Annotated in this window: 11 protein-coding genes; 8 read left to right on the forward strand and 3 right to left on the reverse strand. The window is 31.4% G+C overall.

Going from position 1 to position 17,618, the window contains the following annotated elements; all coding sequences use genetic code 11:
- The first annotated feature begins 21 nt into the window (after positions 1–21).
- The 7 genes from JH146_RS01910 to JH146_RS01940 all read left to right on the forward strand — a co-directional run bounded on the left by JH146_RS01910 (position 22) and on the right by JH146_RS01940 (position 9,932).
- Positions 22–609, forward strand: a complete 588-nt coding sequence (locus JH146_RS01910; protein WP_048201418.1) for a hypothetical protein — start codon at positions 22–24, stop codon at positions 607–609.
- Positions 596–1,882, forward strand: a complete 1,287-nt coding sequence (locus JH146_RS01915; protein ID WP_048201419.1) for a hypothetical protein — start codon at positions 596–598, stop codon at positions 1,880–1,882. The genes JH146_RS01910 and JH146_RS01915 overlap by 14 nt, the downstream gene beginning before the upstream one ends.
- Positions 1,883–1,898: 16 nt before the next feature.
- Positions 1,899–4,661: a DUF1156 domain-containing protein gene (locus JH146_RS01920; protein ID WP_048201420.1), complete on the forward strand. Its 2,763-nt coding sequence runs from the start codon at positions 1,899–1,901 to the stop codon at positions 4,659–4,661.
- Between the two features lie 19 nt (positions 4,662–4,680).
- Entirely contained in the window at positions 4,681–5,097 is a 417-nt protein-coding gene (locus JH146_RS01925; protein WP_153232485.1) for a hypothetical protein, read from the forward strand.
- A gap of 31 nt (positions 5,098–5,128) precedes the next feature.
- Entirely contained in the window at positions 5,129–6,151 is a 1,023-nt protein-coding gene (locus tag JH146_RS01930) for an ATP-binding protein (protein ID WP_048201422.1), read from the forward strand.
- Positions 6,152–6,308: 157 nt separating this feature from the next.
- A complete protein-coding gene (locus JH146_RS01935) occupies positions 6,309–8,972 on the forward strand; it encodes an ATP-binding protein (RefSeq protein WP_048201423.1) in 2,664 nt (887 codons plus the stop codon).
- 195 nt (positions 8,973–9,167) lie between these two features.
- The gene (locus JH146_RS01940; protein ID WP_048201424.1) at positions 9,168–9,932 is read left to right on the forward strand and encodes an adenosylcobinamide amidohydrolase; all 765 of its coding nucleotides are present in this window, start codon (positions 9,168–9,170) and stop codon (positions 9,930–9,932) included.
- Positions 9,933–9,991: 59 nt separating this feature from the next.
- Here the strand turns inward: JH146_RS01940 and cobN are convergent, their stop codons facing one another.
- The gene (cobN, locus tag JH146_RS01945) at positions 9,992–13,681 is read right to left on the reverse strand and encodes a cobaltochelatase subunit CobN (protein ID WP_048201425.1); all 3,690 of its coding nucleotides are present in this window, start codon (positions 13,679–13,681) and stop codon (positions 9,992–9,994) included.
- A gap of 117 nt (positions 13,682–13,798) precedes the next feature.
- Here cobN and JH146_RS01950 point away from each other — a divergent pair, with 117 nt between their 5' ends.
- On the forward strand, positions 13,799–14,227 hold the full coding sequence (locus JH146_RS01950) for a 4Fe-4S dicluster domain-containing protein (RefSeq protein ID WP_048201426.1): 429 nt from the start codon (positions 13,799–13,801) through the stop codon (positions 14,225–14,227).
- Positions 14,228–14,382: 155 nt separating this feature from the next.
- On the opposite strand, the gene JH146_RS01955 is transcribed toward JH146_RS01950, so the two are convergent.
- Positions 14,383–15,510, reverse strand: coding sequence for an ABC transporter ATP-binding protein (locus JH146_RS01955; protein WP_048201427.1), 1,128 nt, complete (start codon positions 15,508–15,510; stop codon positions 14,383–14,385).
- 80 nt (positions 15,511–15,590) lie between these two features.
- On the reverse strand, positions 15,591–17,594 hold the full coding sequence (locus tag JH146_RS01960) for a PKD domain-containing protein (RefSeq protein WP_048201428.1): 2,004 nt from the start codon (positions 17,592–17,594) through the stop codon (positions 15,591–15,593).
- Positions 17,595–17,618 lie beyond the last annotated feature (24 nt).

Below are 17,618 nucleotides of genomic sequence, written 5' to 3' on the forward strand. Positions count from 1 at the left end.
AAAATAAAAGTGGGGGATTGGATGAGAAACAATGCTGGTGTTTCTGCAGATTCATCGTTTTACATTTGTTTTGTAGATGATTTAGAAGAAAAAGAGTGGATTTATAAATTTATTAAGTTATATTCATTTTATATTGGGAGAAGAGTATTAAATGAGATTCCAGAAACTTTATTTAACGACGATGATTTTCAAAATTTAGTTAATATTGTAGATTATGATTATTACTCACTTATAAAACCTATTTTTGGTAGAGATCCAAAACACTTAGAGGATGGAGAGTACGAGGCAATAGGCATAGCACACTATTTGGATATTCTTGGAGAGCTAAAGTATTTAATTTTGGATGATAGAAGAGCCAAAAATTTCGTAAAGAATAACTTTGAGTATTTAGCAGATAAGGTTGTAGGAACTATTGGATTTATTAAAAATTCATGTCTTGAAGATGGGAAACTTGAATGTGAAGAAGGAATAGAAATCCTAAATAAAATTAAAGAAGTAATTAAATCTGGAAAAAAGAGACCTTTAAACTTGAATGAGAAAAAGTGTAAAGAAATCATCGACCCAATACTTGAAGAACTATCCCGTGGGGGAAATAATGGTAGAAAGTGAGTTTGACCCGAGATTAAATACTGAAATTATTGAAAAATCAAAAGATGGTAATTATATAATCAAAGAAGTAGAGATTGAGCATTTAAAAATGAAATTTGAAACACCATTTAAAGTTTTATACGGAAAGGAATTGCGTAAATATGTGGTAGATGGAATTGCTGAGGATATAGACAATCCAATATTTGAAATTGGTTCTTATATTTCAAATCCAAGAAGCTTTAGAAAGTTGTTTAATATACTTGAAAATTATGGAAGTAATAGAGTATCAGAATTAAATAAGTTTTTTAAGCTTAAAGATGATTTGTATAGTGCTTCACTAACCACAGTATCGGCAGTATTTTCAAGAAATCCTTTTGTTGAAAATAAGTTTAAGGATGATGTTTTACCTCCATTAGATATAGATAGCTATGGAGTTTTGCTTGATTATATACATACAGCATCTAAGTCAATGATTTTAGTTCCAGATATACGAATAGAAAGTAGTAAAGGGAAGATTATTGATTTAGAAGATTATATAAAAATTATCGATGAAAGTGTGAAAATCTTATCTGAATTCAACAAAAAACCAATTTTTGTTCCAATTCAGATACAACTGAGTAAAAAGAATATGGAAAAGCTACTATGGCACTATAAAAGAAAAGGATACACAAACCTATGGATTAATTTCAATGCAAGCCATATTGGAGGAAGATATTTCTCAAGAGTTAGGACTTTAATTAGAATGATAGATAAAATAATTGGATTAAATAATGTAGTTCTTTATTATTCCCACATAAAAAGAGAGATAGACCCAAATATTAGTGATGACTATGCATTAGCATCGGATATATTATCCCAATTTTTTGCATGTGATTTTATTGGAATAAATAGGGAGCCACAAATAGTGTTTGATATTCCAGAAGATAAATTTAAGGAATACATTGCAAAGAAGGGATATAGTAACAAAGAAGAGTATCAACAAGATTTAAAACTTCATAAATCAAGAGTATTTGACCCAGAGAGTTATTATTACTACAAAATTAATGCATACCCTCATAAATTACAGGTTGATAAAAATATTCTATTTAAAAAAGAGATTAACAACCTATATAACAGTTTTTTACTCTATAAAGAGGTTGAGAACACAAAAAAGTTTGTTGAAGAGGAAAAGAAGGTTAAACCATACTTAAAAAATAAAAAGGCAGTTATAGAAGGAAATGTATTAAATGAAATAATCCCAACAAGTGGAGAAGTAGGGATTTTGGATAAGTTACTGGATAAATTTAAAAAATAATTTAATGGTGACAAACATGGAAGAATTTCCAATAAAGAGAGCATTTATTGAAGAAGTGTTTCCAGTTAAAGAGGTTAGTGAGGAATCAGCAAAGGAGAAAAACATTAGACATGGACATATCTCAACTTTACATATATGGTGGGCAAGACGACCATTAGCATCTTCAAGGACTACAAGCTATGCGTCTTTAATTGAATATTCAGAGGAGAAAGAAGATGATATAAAGGATTTTATAAAAGATTTAGCTAAATGGGAGAACTCAACAAATTCTGCAATTATTAAAAGAGCAAGGGAAGATATAAAAAAATCTTTGGGATATGTACCGAGAGTTTTAGACCCATTTTCAGGGGGAGGGGCAATTCCTTTGGAGTGTTTAAGATTAGGATGTGAAGTTTATGCCAATGATTACAATCCTGTAGCTGTTTTGATATTAAAGGCAGTTTTAGAATATCCACAAAAATATGGAAGAAAAAAGAGCATAGAGACTATGGAAAACAAAGATTCTTATGAGGACACTAAAAAATGGAAGAGTATTCTTAAGTATGATACTGATGATAAAAATCCACTACTTGAAGATGTTAAAAAGTGGGGGAATTATGTTTTAGAGGAAGCAAAGAAAGAGATTGGGAGATTCTATCCTGTTGATGAAGATGGTTCAATTCCAGTTGGTTATATTTGGGCAAGAACAGTTCCATGCCAAAATCCTTCTTGTAATGCTGAGATTCCATTGATGAGACAGTTTTGGTTGGCAAAGAAGAGTAATAAAAAAGTGGCATTGTATCCTTATGTTGAAGATGGAGAGGCTAAGTTTAAAATTGTTGGAGATGGATATGAGAAGATGCCAGATGATTTTGACCCATCAAAAGGGACTGTTAAGAGGGCAATAGTTACATGTCCAGTTTGTGGCTCTGTTATTGATGCAAAGACATTGAGGAATTTGTTTAAAGAGGGGAAGAGTGGAGAGAGATTAGTTGCTGTTGTTTTACACAATCCAAAGGAGAGAGGTAAAAAATACAGAGTAGCAACTGAGATGGATGTTGAGATTTTCAAAGAGGCAGAGATATATTTGGAGAAGAAGAGAGAGGAGTTTATTGATAAGTGGGGATTCGACCCTGTGCCTGATGAACCTTTACCACCAAAAGGAACATTAGGATTTAGAGTTCAAGGATATGGAATGGATAAGTGGGAAGATTTATTCAATGCAAGGCAGAAATTGGCATTGATTACTTTTATGGATAAGATTAGAGAAGCTTATTATAAAATTTTGGAAGAATTAAAGGATAGAGAGAATATTGAAGATAAGGAAGATTATGCTAAAGCAATTGTTACATATTTGGCTTTTGGACTGGATAGATTAGCAGATTACAATTCTAATTTAACAGTTTGGGCAGTTGCGGGAGAATTTATTGCACATACTTTTGGAAGACAAGCATTACCTATGGTGTGGGACTATTTTGAACTTAATCCTTGGAGTTCTGCTACTGGTGATTGGAATTCTGCGATGGATTGGATAATCTCTGTCTTAGAACATCTCTCTCAAATTTCACCAACAGAAAATAATTCCATACCAAAAGTAACCCATTCATCAGCAATATCTCTTCCATACCCTGATAATTTCTTTGATGCTGTTTTTACAGACCCTCCATATTATGACAATGTTCCCTATTCCTATCTCTCTGACTTCTTCTACGTTTGGTTAAAAAGAACCATTGGAGATTTATACCCAGATTTATTCTCAACTCCACTAACACCAAAATCTCAAGAAATTGTTGCCTATACTCACAACAAATCATGGGAAGATGCAAAAAAATTCTTTGAAGAAAACCTAAAAAAGGCATTCAAGGAAATTTATAGAGTATTAAAACCAAATGGAATAGCAGTTATTGTCTATGCACATAAAACAACAGAAGGATGGGAGACAATTATAAATGCTCTCTTAGAATCTGGCTTAGTTATTACAGCAAGTTATCCAATACACACTGAAATGAAAGCTCGACTAAGAGCAAAGGAATCAGCCGCATTGGCATCATCAATCTACATTGTAGCAAGAAAGATGCAAAAAGAAGAAATTGGCTGGCTAAATGAAGTTAAAGAAGAAATTAAAAAGCACTTACACAAAAAACTTGACAAACTTTGGGAGGAGGGAATTGGAGGGGCTGACTTCTTCATCTCTGCAATTGGTTCTGCAATTGAAATCTTTGGAAGATACAACAAAATCATGGACTATGAAGGAAATGAGATAAAAGGAGATAAACTCCTTGAATATGTTAGAGAGATTGTAACTGACTATGCAGTTAAACAAATCATCCACAATGGCTTTGCAGATGAACTCTCTCCATTGTCAAGATTCTATCTCCTCTACAGATGGAGTTATGGTACATCAAAAGTCATATTTGATGAGGCAAGAAAATTAGCTCAGAGTGTTGGCTTAAACTTAGAAAAAGAATGGAACAAAGGATTCATAAAGAAAGATAAAGAATACATCTACCTCTTAGGACCTCATGAAAGAAAGTTGGAAGAGTTGAAAGAACCAAAAGATTTAGTTGATGTTTTACACAAAGTTTTAAAACTCTGGGAGAAGGGAGATAGGGAAGGCATAATAAAAACTCTCCAAGAAACAAACTACTTAAAAGACAGTTTCTTCAAATTTGCCCAAGCAATATCTGAAACTCTACCAAAAGACAGCAAAGAGAAAAAACTACTCGATGGATTCTTAGTTGGTAGGGAAAACATCATAAAATCAGCAAAGGATGAAAAACTTGATAAATGGATTAAATAATATTAATATTGGTTATACTATGGACGAAATGTTAGTAATATTTCTTTTATTATTTGGTATTCTCATAATAGGTTGTATTGTCTGTCATTCCAATACGCAAGTATCACAAATTCAAGTTGAACCAATATACTATAACATAACTCTAAATGCCACTTCAAAAGAGGACTTAGAAGAAATAAAATGCCATTTAAACAATATTGAAAATCAGTTGATGGTTATAAATCATAAAATAGACACAATAAACACAACTGTAATTAACATCCAAAAAACTACAAATTACTACTTTGGATGTATTCTTACAATAAATGCTTATTTAGCACTTGAGATAATATTAAAAACTGTATTTAATGTTAGTATAACTGCAAAAATTGCTGAAATAATAAAACTAAAAATTTTAATTCCGATACGTAAAAAAATTTCTAAAAAGAAAGATTAATTTTGTTATAAAACTCTGGTGGGGATTATAAATGAAGTTCTACAATAGAGAAAAAGAATTACATTATCTAAAAACCTATGTCCAATTAGAACCAAACTCTATCTTATTCGTTTACGGCCCTAAATCTTCTGGAAAAACTACGGTAATGCTTAGAGTTATTGAAGAATTATCAAAAAGAGATGATTTGGTATTTTTTTACTACGATTTGAGAAAATATGCAACACCAACAAAGGAAGAATTTTTAAACATATTCTTTGAAAAAGGAGATAAAAAATACTTATTGAATAAGTTAGAGATTAACTTAAAAATATTTAAGTTAGGAATTGAAGAGAATTTTGACTTTAATAACTTATCTTTAAATGATGTCTTTGCTAAAATAAATGAGAGCATAAACGCAGTTATTAAAGATGGAAAAAAACCAGTTTTAATTATAGATGAATTGCAGAAGTTAAAAAATATCTACTTTAACGGAGATGGAAAAGAAGGTAAATCACTATTAAATGAACTATTTAACTTATTTGTGCATTTAACTAAAGTAAGGCATCTATGCCATGTTATCTGCTTAACATCAGATACTTTATTTATTGAAGAGATTTACCGTAACTCAACCTTAAAAAATACTTCCGAATATTATCTAATTGATTGGTTAAGAAAAGGAACTATAAGGAATATTTTAAAAGAAGAAGGTTTTAGTGAAGAAGAGATTAATTATGCTTTGAATTATCTATCTTTACCTTATGAAATCTCCCAGTTGATAAATAATAAAAAACTTGGCTTATCTGTTGAAGAAACTATAAAACAATGGATTAATGTTGAATCAGATGGTTTAAAATATCTAATTGACACTTCCGATTTAAATGAAGAAGAGATTTATAAAGTCCTTTCTAAATTTAGGAATGAAATAAAAATTGACTATAAAAAAGACGTTAAAAAAGAAGAGATGAAGTATATAAAATTTTTAATTGAGAATGAGATTTTGTTCTATGATGTTATAAATGGAATTATTAAGCCGACTTCGATAATTGAGTGGCATGCTATAAGAGAAATCATTTAGATTTACACCTCCGAGCGTTAGCGAGGAGGTGTTAGGGGATATAGCAATAGGGGGTGTCCCCCTATGCTTATAAAGCCAACTTCGATAATTGAATGGTGTGCCATTAAAAAAGTTTTAAAATGATATATTCTGAATACAAATTAAAAGAGGGGGAATTATGAAACCGTTCCACTTAATTGCAGTTCCACACAGAGACATCTTGAAAGGAAGACTAACAATGGACACATTTGCCGCTGATTTGTGGGAGGTCTATCAAAACAGAGGAGCTGAGGACTACAGAGACCCAGAACTATTCTTCAAAAAAACCTACTTAACTTCTGGATTAAAATCTCTAATAAAAATTGCTTCAAAGAGATTGAGAGGAGAAGGAGGAGACCCAATAATACAGATACAAACACCATTTGGGGGAGGAAAAACACATTCATTAATAGCCCTCTATCACACATTCAAAAATCCAGAAATTGCTAAAAAATACATAGAAGGAATAGAACCAATAAAAGCAAAGGTTATTACAATTGTTGGAACTGCAATAACTCCAGAGAAAGAAGATGACAAAATAACAGGAACTCTATGGGGAGAGATTGAAAGACAGCTTGAAGGAGATATAAAAACCCTAAACTCACCAATATCTCCAGGAAGAGAGAAGTTGAGAGCGTTGCTAAAAAAGCATGAACCAGTTTTAATCTTAATGGATGAGGTTTTAGCGTATGTAGTGAAGGCAAGAGGAATCAAAGTTGGAGACACAAACTTAGCATCCCAAACAATTGCATTCCTTCAAGAGCTAACTGAGACAGTTAAATCTCTTAGCAATACCCTTCTTGTCATGACCCTACCAGCAAGTGTTCTTGAATATGCAGATGAAGAAGTTGCAGAAGAACTATTAACAAAACTTCAAAAAGTTGCTGGAAGAGTAGAGAAAATCTACACTCCAGTAGCTGGAGAAGAAATCTATGAGGTTATAAGGAGAAGATTATTTCAAAGAATAGATGAGGAAGAAGTAAAGAATATTGTAGATGAGTTTATTGACTACTATGAAAGAGAGGGCATTTTAATAAACAAATCCCAATACAGAGAAAAGATGATAAAAAGCTATCCGTTCCATCCTGAAGTTATTGACTTATTGCATCATAGATGGGGAAGTATTCCAACATTCCAAAGAACAAGAGGAGTTTTAAGAATCCTTTCCCTTGTTATTTATAAGCTGAGAGATTCACCAATCCCATTAATAAGACCATGTGATTTTGATTTAAGTTTTGGAGAGTTGGCAGAGGAGTTAATAAAGCATATTGGAAAAGAATACGAAAGTGTCTTATCAGCCGATATAACTGCAACAGACTCAAATGCAAAGAAAGTGGATGAATCACTTGGAGATGCATATAAAGGATTAAAGCTTGGAACTAAAGTAGCAACAACAATCTTTCTCTACTCATTTTCAGGAGGGGAAATTAAAGGCATATCTCTTGGAGAGCTAAAACTAACCTGTTCAGATATCAATGTTCCTTCAAGCATTATATCTGATGTTGTTAATGCTCTTGAAGATAATCTCTACTATTTATGGAAAGAAAATGGAAGATATCTCTTTAAAAATCAGCCAAATCTAAACAAGACAGTGATTACAAAAATGACAGAGATTGAAATGAAACAATTGGAGGAAGAGATTAAAACCCTACTCAAAAAATACCTTGGGAAGAAACTGCTAACCTATATTTATCCAAAAAACTCAAGAGATATTCCAGATACAGAAGAATTTAAGCTTGTAATTCTTCCAACAAATGATAAGGACTTTGTAAAAGAAATAATTCAAAATTACGGAAATAATCCAAGAGTAAATAAAAACACTCTCTTCTTCCTATGCCCAATGGAATCAGAAAGACACAACTTCGAGAGATTTTTAAGAGAAAAATTGGCATGGGAGAGTATTGCAAAAGATAAACATATTGTTTTAACTGACCAGCAGAAAAAAGAGGTTAAAGAAAAGATTGAAAAATTAAAGAAGGATGAAAAAGACAAGTTAAGATACTTCTATAGAATAATCTATCTTCCTGGAAAAGATATTAAGGAGATAGACCTTGGAATCCCAACTTATGGACTCAAAAAAACAATAACAGAGGAGATTTTTGACAGGTTAAGAGAAGAAAAAGAGATTGTAGAAAAATTAGCTCCAATATTAATTTTAAATAAATATCTTGCAAACAAAGATTATCTCCCAATAAAACAGCTCTACAAAGCCCTTTTAACAACTCCAGGAGAACCAAGAATATCAAAAACTAACTTTATAAAATCCATTGAGGAGGGAGTAAAAAATGGCTACTTTGGCTTTGGAATTTTAAAAGATGGAGAAGTTGAATGCATTAAAATAAAAGCAACTCCTAAGATAGAGTTTGAAGACTATGAAGTTATAATAAAAAAAGAACTATGTGAAAAGAAAGAACCTCAAGTGGAAGAGAAAAAAACTTCTTCTGAAGAAAAACAAAAACCTGAAAAAACTGATACAAAAATAACAGAAACAAAAACAGAAGATAAAAAAGAAGAAACCATTCAAGATATTAAAGAAGACAAAATTAAAAAGCCACGAGAAATCTCTGAATATATGGGACCTACTATAAATGAACTAACTCTTGAAGTAAAAATCCCAAGAGGAAAGCTTTCTGAGTTCTATAGATATGTTATGAGAAACTTAGAAAATGTATTTGATGACATAGAGATAACAATTAAAATAAAAGCAACTAACGGAAATCTAAAAAAATCTGACTATGAACTAAAAATAAAAGAAACTCTCAACCAAATCAATGCAGAAGTGTTAAAAGAAGATATAAAATAATCTAAAGCTTAAAACCTATTTTTTATACTTGATTTAACTCTCTATTCTTTTGTGTATTGAAAAGTTAAATTTAGCCTTTCATTTAAACTAAATATGAGAGAGCTACTGGCAAAACTAACTTTTTATACATAACGCCACAAAATTTTTATTCAAGTTTTTTAGAGTTATTGTAAAAACTTTTTTATTGGTGATGACATGGAAAAGGTTTTAGAGATGGACGATTGGAAAGCTTATAAAATTCCCCATACAGTTGAAATTGAAAATGATGTTGAAAAAACAAAAACATTAATAATTGAGTTTGAAAATAAGAGGAGGGTTTTATCAACAAGAGAGGGATTTAAAGAGGTAAAATACGTTGGAAATCATTCAATCCCAGTCCCATTTTGGGATAAAGTTCATAACTATAAAGATTACGAAAATCAGGTTTTAAATAAAATTGGTATTAAAAAAGAGGATATAGCATTGTTATCAACGGGAGCTAGTATGGATAACTTGGCAGTTGCAAAGGAAGAATTTGATGAGTTTTATGTTGTTGCTCTAACTACTGCTGGAGCTAAGCATAATGCGATAAGGTTGGGGGATGAAGAAGCTGATTATATTGAAAAGGATTTCAAGACATATAAAATAGTTGATGGAAAGCTAATACCAAAAGAAGAAGTCGGGACAGTTAATATCATCTTAATAACAAATGCAAATCTAACTGATGGAGCCATGGCAAGAGCAATAATAACAATAACTGAAGCAAAAACAAATGCCTTTCAAGAATTAAATATAAGAAGCACAAAACATCCAGAGCTTTTAGCTACTGGAACTGGAACAGATAACATGGTAGTTGTTAAAGGATTTGGCAGGGGAGTTGATTATACTGGAGGGCATACAAAGATAGGAGAGATGATAGCAAAAGCAGTTAAAAGAAGCGTAATTGAAGCTTTAATAAAACAGGATAAGATAAAAATATAAAATTTTAATATTGTTCCCCATAATTACTCTATTATAGTTTTTTATAAATTATTAAAATTTTAAAGCTTCTCCTCTATCATTCCTTCGATTTCTAAATATTTCTTTCTTAATTTTTCCTTCGTTTCTTCATCTGCCTTCCACATTCCTCTCTCTATTGCCTCTAATAACCTTTCAGTTATATTTAATAAGGCATAAGGGTTATTTTCTTTAAAGAACTTCTCCATCTCTTTATCAAAAACATACTTCTCAGCAATTTTTTGATACATCCAGTCATCTATTATGTTTGAGGTTGCATCCCATTGGAACATGTGGTCAATATACTTTGAGAAATCACTTGCCCCTTTGTATCCATGCTTCTTCATCCCTTCAATCCACTTTGGATTCATTATCTTTGTTCTAAATATTTGCTTTCCCTCCTCCTTCAAATGTTTTGTTTTTATCTTATTTGGATTTGAGGTGTCTCCAATATAGCTTTTTGGTTGCTTACCAGAGTAGTAAGTTACAGCCGCAATCATCCCACCATGATAACTGTTGAAGTCATCTCCCTCAAAAATATCCCATTCTTGGCTATCTTCATTTTTAACGGTTAGTTCAATTTTTGAAAGCCTTTTAATAAATTCTTCCTTTGCCTCAATACCATAAATATTTTTTCCATAAACATAACCTCCCCATTCAACATAAACCTTTGCCAAATCCTCCAATGATTCCCAATTCCTCTCAGTCAATAAATCAGCAATTCCAGCCCCATAACATCCTGGTTTGCATCCGAATATTCTATATAAACTTGTTTCCCTTGCTATTTTCTCATCAATACCCTTCTTTATCTTTTCTTCAACCTCCTCTTTATAATGTTTTTTTACAAAATTCATTTCATCTGGTTCATCTAAGTTGGCAACCATTCTTATTGCCTCATCTATAAGCTCAACAACGTTTGGGAAAGTGTCTCTAAATAATCCACTAACTCTTAAGGTTACATCAATTCTTGGCCTTCCTAATTCTTCCAATGGAATAACCTCTATACCAACAACTCTTCCCATCTTATTCCAAACTGGTTTAACTCCCAATAAATACAAAATCTCTCCAATATCATCCCCTTTTGTCCTCATTGTAGGAGAGCCCCATACGATAATTCCGATGTATTCCGGATATTTTCCCTCTTCTTCCAAATACTTATTAATCAAATCATCAGCCAATCTCTTCCCCATCTCATAGGCACTTTTTGTTGGTATCTCTTGGGGGTTGCATGAATAGAAGTTTCTTCCAGTAGGAAGGCAATTTATATCCTTTGTTGGTGCCCCTGCTATTTTTGGTGGGACATATTTTCCTTCCAAGGCATTTACTGCATTTTCAATCTCTTCATTTACCCTCATTAAATTCCTATATATTTTTGAAACGGTTTTTAAGATTTCTTTTAGTTCAGAGTTAAGTTTTATAGTTTTTAGTTCATCAATTTTGTTTTCATCAAAATTATATTCCATATACTCCTTTAGCAAATTTAATCCAATTTCATTTATCTTATCAATAATTTTGTGGTTCTTTCCTTTATTTTCATTTAATTCATCCCAATTATAACCCAAAACCTCCGCTAATTTTTCTAAATAATTAAACTGATACCTAATAATCATAAAGAGCATATTAACCAATTTCTCCCCTTTTAGAGGAATTCCCATTATATGTAATCCTTCATTTATCTGCCTATTTTTTAACTCCTCCAGATAATCGTGAATCCTATTCAATAGCTTTTCAAAGTTTTTCTCATTTATCCCATCATCTATAACTTCTCCACCCATCAAATCCTCATCCAACTTTAATTCCTTAATTTTATTCAAAATCTCCTTCTTTAAAAATTCTTTCTTTTCTTTATTTTCTGTCTCATAGTATTCGTCAATATCCTTCTCCAACTTACTTAAATCCTCATACAAATCAGATGTTGTCATTGGGGGGATTAAATGGCTTATTATTGTTGCATAAGCCCTTCTCTTTGCCTGGGTTCCCTCTCCTGGATTATTTACAATAAATGGATAAATGTTTGGCAATTCCATACAAACATCTGGATAACAATGCCTTGATAAACCTGCTCCCTTCCCTGGAAGCCATTCTAAACTTCCATGCTTCCCTATATGCATTATTGCATCTGCTTTAAATACTTCCTTGACCCATCTGTAAAAAGCAATATAGTAGTGTGTTGGTGGCATATCTGGAGAATGATAAACTGCGGAAGGATTTTCTCCAAAGCCTCTTGGTGGTTGAACAGAGATGAAGATATTTCCATTTATTATTCCTGGAATTATCAATTCTCCATCAAAGTTCATAACATCTCCAGGAATTGCCCCCCAATTTTTGATTAACTCCTCCTTTACTTTCTCAGATAATGAGTTGAACCATTTTTCATAATCTTCCTTCTTAACTCGCCCTACTGCCTTTTTTATAACTTCTTCTGTCAAAAATCTCTTATCATTTGTTGCATAATTTAGCATTTTTTTAATCAGTTCAGTTCCATTTTCATAGAGTTCATCAACAACAAAGCCTCTCTTTTTTAACTCTTTCAATATATTCAAAACGCTCTCAGGACTATCCAATCCAAAAGCACTTGCTATTTTATCATTCATTGGTGGGTAATTGTGGAAAATTATCGCTATCTTTTTTTCATTGTTTGGTTTTAACTTTAAATCTGCATATTTCAATGCCAAATCAACTATTTTTTCAGTTCTATCTTTTATCTCCTTATATTTTATAATTGGAACTTCAACATCTCCATCCTTAACCTTTTTCTTCCCACCTATTGGGAAATGTATTATTGCCCCATCAAATTCAGGCATAGCCATTCCAATGACCAAATCAATTGGATTTATCCCAGATATTGATTTTTCCCAATCTTCAATAAATCCAGTGCTTATAATCCCCTGCAAAATTGGGACATTCAACTCTTTCAAAAATTCTGGTTCATCCTTTAAGATATCTGCCTTAACTCCCATGGATAAGGTAAACATAGTTGTATTTATTAAGGCATGGATGAATGGCTTACCATCTTTATAGAAAAATTTCTCAAACACCCCTAATGTTCCAATAGCTCCTAATTCATTTTTTAAATGAGATGTGAAGACGGCAACAGGTATTGCCCCCTTATCTTCAATAATTTTAATTAAGTCGTTGAGATAATCGATATTGTTTGCAATAAACCAATTTCTATAAAATAGGATACCTATTATCGGTTTTCCATTTATTTCTTTACCAATTTCTTTTAAATAATCCAAATAATCATCCAAAGTTTCAAAGTATCTTCCCTTATAATAAATTCCCTGCCATGGCATGGGCTTTGGTTCCTCATAGGGAATGTTTTTATCCCCAAACTTATTCGCTAAATATAATAAGAGATTTTTGTAATTTTCAATTCCTTCGTAACCTAAATATTTGATAACCTTTAGTTTAACTTCATCACTCACTGTTGTTGCTTCATCCAAATCTGGATGAACTTCGTTTAATGTAGGAAGTGGAAGGAATGGGATGTTATGTTTATCAACAAATGCCTTTAATTCATCAAAATACCTAAATGCATTTTTTCCTCCCATGAGTTTTGTAAATACAATGTTGGCATCTTTAATAAATTCTAAAAACTCCTTAAACTCTTCCTCGCTACATTTATAATCCAATATTTTAAATTCAATCCCATACTTTTTTACTTCCTTATATGCCTCTTCAAAAACCAAATCATCACTATCAACGGTCGAAACAAACCCTATTTTTATCATATTTTCACCATTCAGATTAAGTTAAATAATTGTTAAGTAATTTTGATAAATTATATATTAATGCATATTAAAAATTTTTTGGGATGTGGTAAAGTAATTTTAAATGAGGTGGGAATATTGGAAAAGAAAAAAGAACTCTTAAAGAAAATTATGGAATTTATGATTTTAAATTTAGAGATTAAAAAACTTTCAAAGGAATTGGGAATTAACGAGATACATGATGCTTATGAAGAAGTTACAAAACTCGTTAGAGAACCAAACAAAAGATTATATAAGATGCTTTATGATGCAGCAATGGAAATAGAGTATAAAGAATTTGGTGGAAAGAAAAGGAAAGAAATCCCATGGTTTCCAAAAATTGATTATGAAAAATGCAAAAATTGTAAGAAATGTGTTGAGTTTTGCCCTAAAGGTGTCTATGATATAGAGAATGGTAGAGTTATTGTTAAATACCCCTACAACTGCATAGTTAACTGCAACGCCTGTTCCTATATGTGCTGTGAGGACAATGCTATAATCTTCCCAGAGAATAAAATCAGAGAATAAACAGAGAATAAGATATAGACCAACAAAGGAAAAACTTTTAAAGGCAAAAGAAATTGCAAAAAAGTATTTAAGTAATGTATCAGCATCCTTAGATTTTAGAAGGCATAAAAAAGTTAAAGAAATTATAAAATTTTGATTTTGATAATTTTTGATTTTTAGATGAGCTTTGATAGTTGATGTTTTAAATCCTCAATATTTCCATTGAATTTAATAACTTTTTTGGCGTTCTCTATAAGTTTTAAATTTAACCTATTCATCTCCCCAACTGGAAAGTTTGTATCTATTACAACATCGCACATTTTTAAGTATTTTAGTGCCTTATTATAGTTTTCCTCTGAAATTGGTTGGTATGCTTTCTCTTCAACAATCTCAACTTCCATCGCTTTGGCTATTGCATAATCAATATCATTCTCATGTAAGACCCCACAATAGACCTTATATCCATTCTTAACCAAATATCTCAAAACATTTGCCCCACTACCTCCACCACAAACAACAAAAACTTTTTTATTGGTTGTATTTTCATTTTTTAATTCAAAGTAACCAATTTCTTTGCAGAAATTTGCATTTTTTATATCGTAGAGATTATTTACTGTCTCTTTGTCCATAACATCCTCTGGATGTCCATAGGCGATTATTTTGCCATCTTTGATTAGTGCTATTTTGTCGGCAATCCTTAAGGCAAGTTCTATATCATGGATAGTTACAACTATAGCAAGGTTGTTTTCTGTTGCCAATTTTCTCAACAACAAAGTAAGTTCTATTTTATGCCTTGCATCTAAGAAGGATGTGGGCTCATCTAAAATTAAAACCTTTGGTTCTTGTGCTAACGCCCTTGCTATCATTATCTTCTGCCTTTCCCCATCACTCATTTCAAGGAAGTTTTTTTCGAGTAGGTGTAATGCATTAACCGCCTTTGCAGAATTTATAATAATTTCCTTATCCTTCTCTGATAGCCTTCCAAATAAATCCGTATATGGGTGCCTTCCTATTGCAATTATGTCAAATCCCGTTAAATTTCCTGGATTTACTCTCTCTGTTAAAACTACAGCCATTTTTTTAGCAAGTTGGGAGGGTTTTAGTTTATGTATTATATTTGAATCTAAATAAACAACCCCCTTCATTGGCTCCAAATATGTTGCTATACACTTCAATAGCGTTGATTTTCCAACACCATTTGGACCTATTATTGCCAAAATTTCTCCTTCTTTAACTTCCAAGTTCACATCATCGACAACAATCCTCTTATGATATCCAACGGCAAGGTTTTCTGCTTTTAACATTTAATCACCTTATAAAAATAATTATAATTTTGCTACAATCTCAAAAAAGGAGAAATTAGACATACACAATTACATCATTTTTATGGGAATAACAATCCTTTTTTATAAATTAACAGTAGCCCCATCAAAAAACCAATCAAAGAAACCACTGTATTTGTGATATCATCCTCAATTTCAACCTTTTTTGTGATTGTGTAATTTTTTACAACTTTATTTACTTTTATGACAACTTTTGACTGGTTAATCGTTAAATTATAATGATAATCATTGAATTTTATCTCTTTTGGCTTTACAACCTCAACATCTTCTTTAAAATTCCATATATATTTGATTAACCTCTCATAAGGCATATAATACTCAACATACCCCTTTATTTGGGTACTTTTTGAGACGTTTATTGGGATTGAAAATACTTTTGTTTCATTTGGCAATAATTCAAATGAAATATGTGTTTTGTTTGGTTTATAGCCATCATAATCTGAAAAGTAAATATATCCATAAATTTTTTCAGAGAATGGATTTTTTATGGTAATATTGCAGAGTATAGTTACATTGGTTTCATTAGAGCATATTGTTTTATTGCTAAGCGTGATATTTATTGGATTTAACTTTTCTATCTCAATTAGGCATTCATCGTATGAAGTGGCTCCAAATGTATCATTAACCTTTAATTTAACAACGTAATTTCCTTCTTTTTTATACCTATGGGATGGATTTGCACTTGTTGAACTTGAGCCATCACCAAAATCCCAATAGTAGTAAATTTTGTCGTTCTCATTATCCTGACATAGGGAATAAAAATTAACCTCATAGTCATCAACTATCTCAAATGCAAAATATGCCTTTGGTGCTGTGTTGTTTTCCCTTGGGATTATGTGAATGATTTTTGTATCTTTCAATGGAACATCAACAATCCCATTTTTATCAAACAAATAAATCTGCGAGATTTTTATCTCTGTTGTTACATTTTCATTTTTTATTGGCTCTATCCAGAAAGATAAAATACTGAAGTTTCCACTTGTAGTTCCATTTATTTTAATATCAAAATCTATTGTGCCATTCTCAACTGTCCAATTTTTCTCTATAACTGATAAACTTGTTGATATGTCACTAATTTTCAATAGTGTTGAGTTGTAAGTTATCTTCCCCTTAATTTCTGATATATTTGAATCTATGTTTTTTGCCTCAATGTAAATGAATCCTTTATCCCCATAGGAAATATTTTTTTCAGTTGTTGAAAAACCAACATACCTTTCTACAGTTGTTTCTTCACCGATTGTGAAGTTTGCAGGTTTTACAATTGTGTCGTTTCCATTTATCTTTACAGACGCGTTAATTATGTAGGTCCCTTCTTTGCTTGTGAAGAATGTCAATTTCATCAAATCAAAATTCTCTTTTGAAGTATTTAACTCAACAAAGAAATTTAAACTACCATTACTAAAATTCAAATCCACATTTGAGATGTTATTTTCTAAATAATAGAAATCCAAACCTATAATGCTTAAATTTGGGTAATATATTGTTCCAGTTATGTTATATGTATTTTCTTTTGCGTTTTTTATTGAAATGAGGACATCAAAATTCTCATTTAACTTTGGATTTATGGGGGTTATCTCAACAACCGTTAAATTTAAACCAATAATATTTACTTCAACAGAGTTGTAAGTTGCATCTATGGCATTTCCATCTATATCAGACAGTTTAGGTTTTTGGGTTATTGTATATGTTCCATTATTTAATGCTTTAAATTTTAAAGTTGCTATTGTAAAGTTTCCAGAAGGTTCATTACCCGACCACATCAATGATATTGATACTTTCCCATCATCCACGGAAATACTCTTCAAGAATGCACTATTGGCTATATCGCTTAAAATGATGTCATCTGTAGTTATGTTTAATGCACTTGGGAAATATATAGTATCCTCAAATCCACTCAATTTTTCTGATACATTTACGCTCAATGTTAAATCAAAGTAATCATATTCATTCACACTAACATTCTCAGGCGTTAATCTAACCTCGTCTCCAAAACTTACATGGAAAAACAATAAAAACAATATTGGCATTAAAAATTTTGGTCTCATAATCATCCCCCAACATCAACATTA

This window comes from Methanocaldococcus bathoardescens (assembly GCF_000739065.1).
Lineage (GTDB): Archaea > AGJL01 > Methanococci > Methanococcales > Methanocaldococcaceae > Methanocaldococcus > Methanocaldococcus bathoardescens.

Coding starts and splice junctions, on each gene's coding strand:
- JH146_RS01910 (WP_048201418.1), top strand. CDS start 22: ATGAGAAACAATGCTGGTGTTTCTGCAGATTCATCGTTTTACATTTGT.
- JH146_RS01915 (WP_048201419.1), top strand. CDS start 596: ATGGTAGAAAGTGAGTTTGACCCGAGATTAAATACTGAAATTATTGAA.
- JH146_RS01920 (WP_048201420.1), top strand. CDS start 1,899: ATGGAAGAATTTCCAATAAAGAGAGCATTTATTGAAGAAGTGTTTCCA.
- JH146_RS01925 (WP_153232485.1), top strand. CDS start 4,681: ATGGACGAAATGTTAGTAATATTTCTTTTATTATTTGGTATTCTCATA.
- JH146_RS01930 (WP_048201422.1), top strand. CDS start 5,129: ATGAAGTTCTACAATAGAGAAAAAGAATTACATTATCTAAAAACCTAT.
- JH146_RS01935 (WP_048201423.1), top strand. CDS start 6,309: ATGAAACCGTTCCACTTAATTGCAGTTCCACACAGAGACATCTTGAAA.
- JH146_RS01940 (WP_048201424.1), top strand. CDS start 9,168: ATGGAAAAGGTTTTAGAGATGGACGATTGGAAAGCTTATAAAATTCCC.
- cobN (WP_048201425.1), bottom strand. CDS start 13,681: ATGATAAAAATAGGGTTTGTTTCGACCGTTGATAGTGATGATTTGGTT.
- JH146_RS01955 (WP_048201427.1), bottom strand. CDS start 15,510: ATGTTAAAAGCAGAAAACCTTGCCGTTGGATATCATAAGAGGATTGTT.
- JH146_RS01960 (WP_048201428.1), bottom strand. CDS start 17,594: ATGAGACCAAAATTTTTAATGCCAATATTGTTTTTATTGTTTTTCCAT.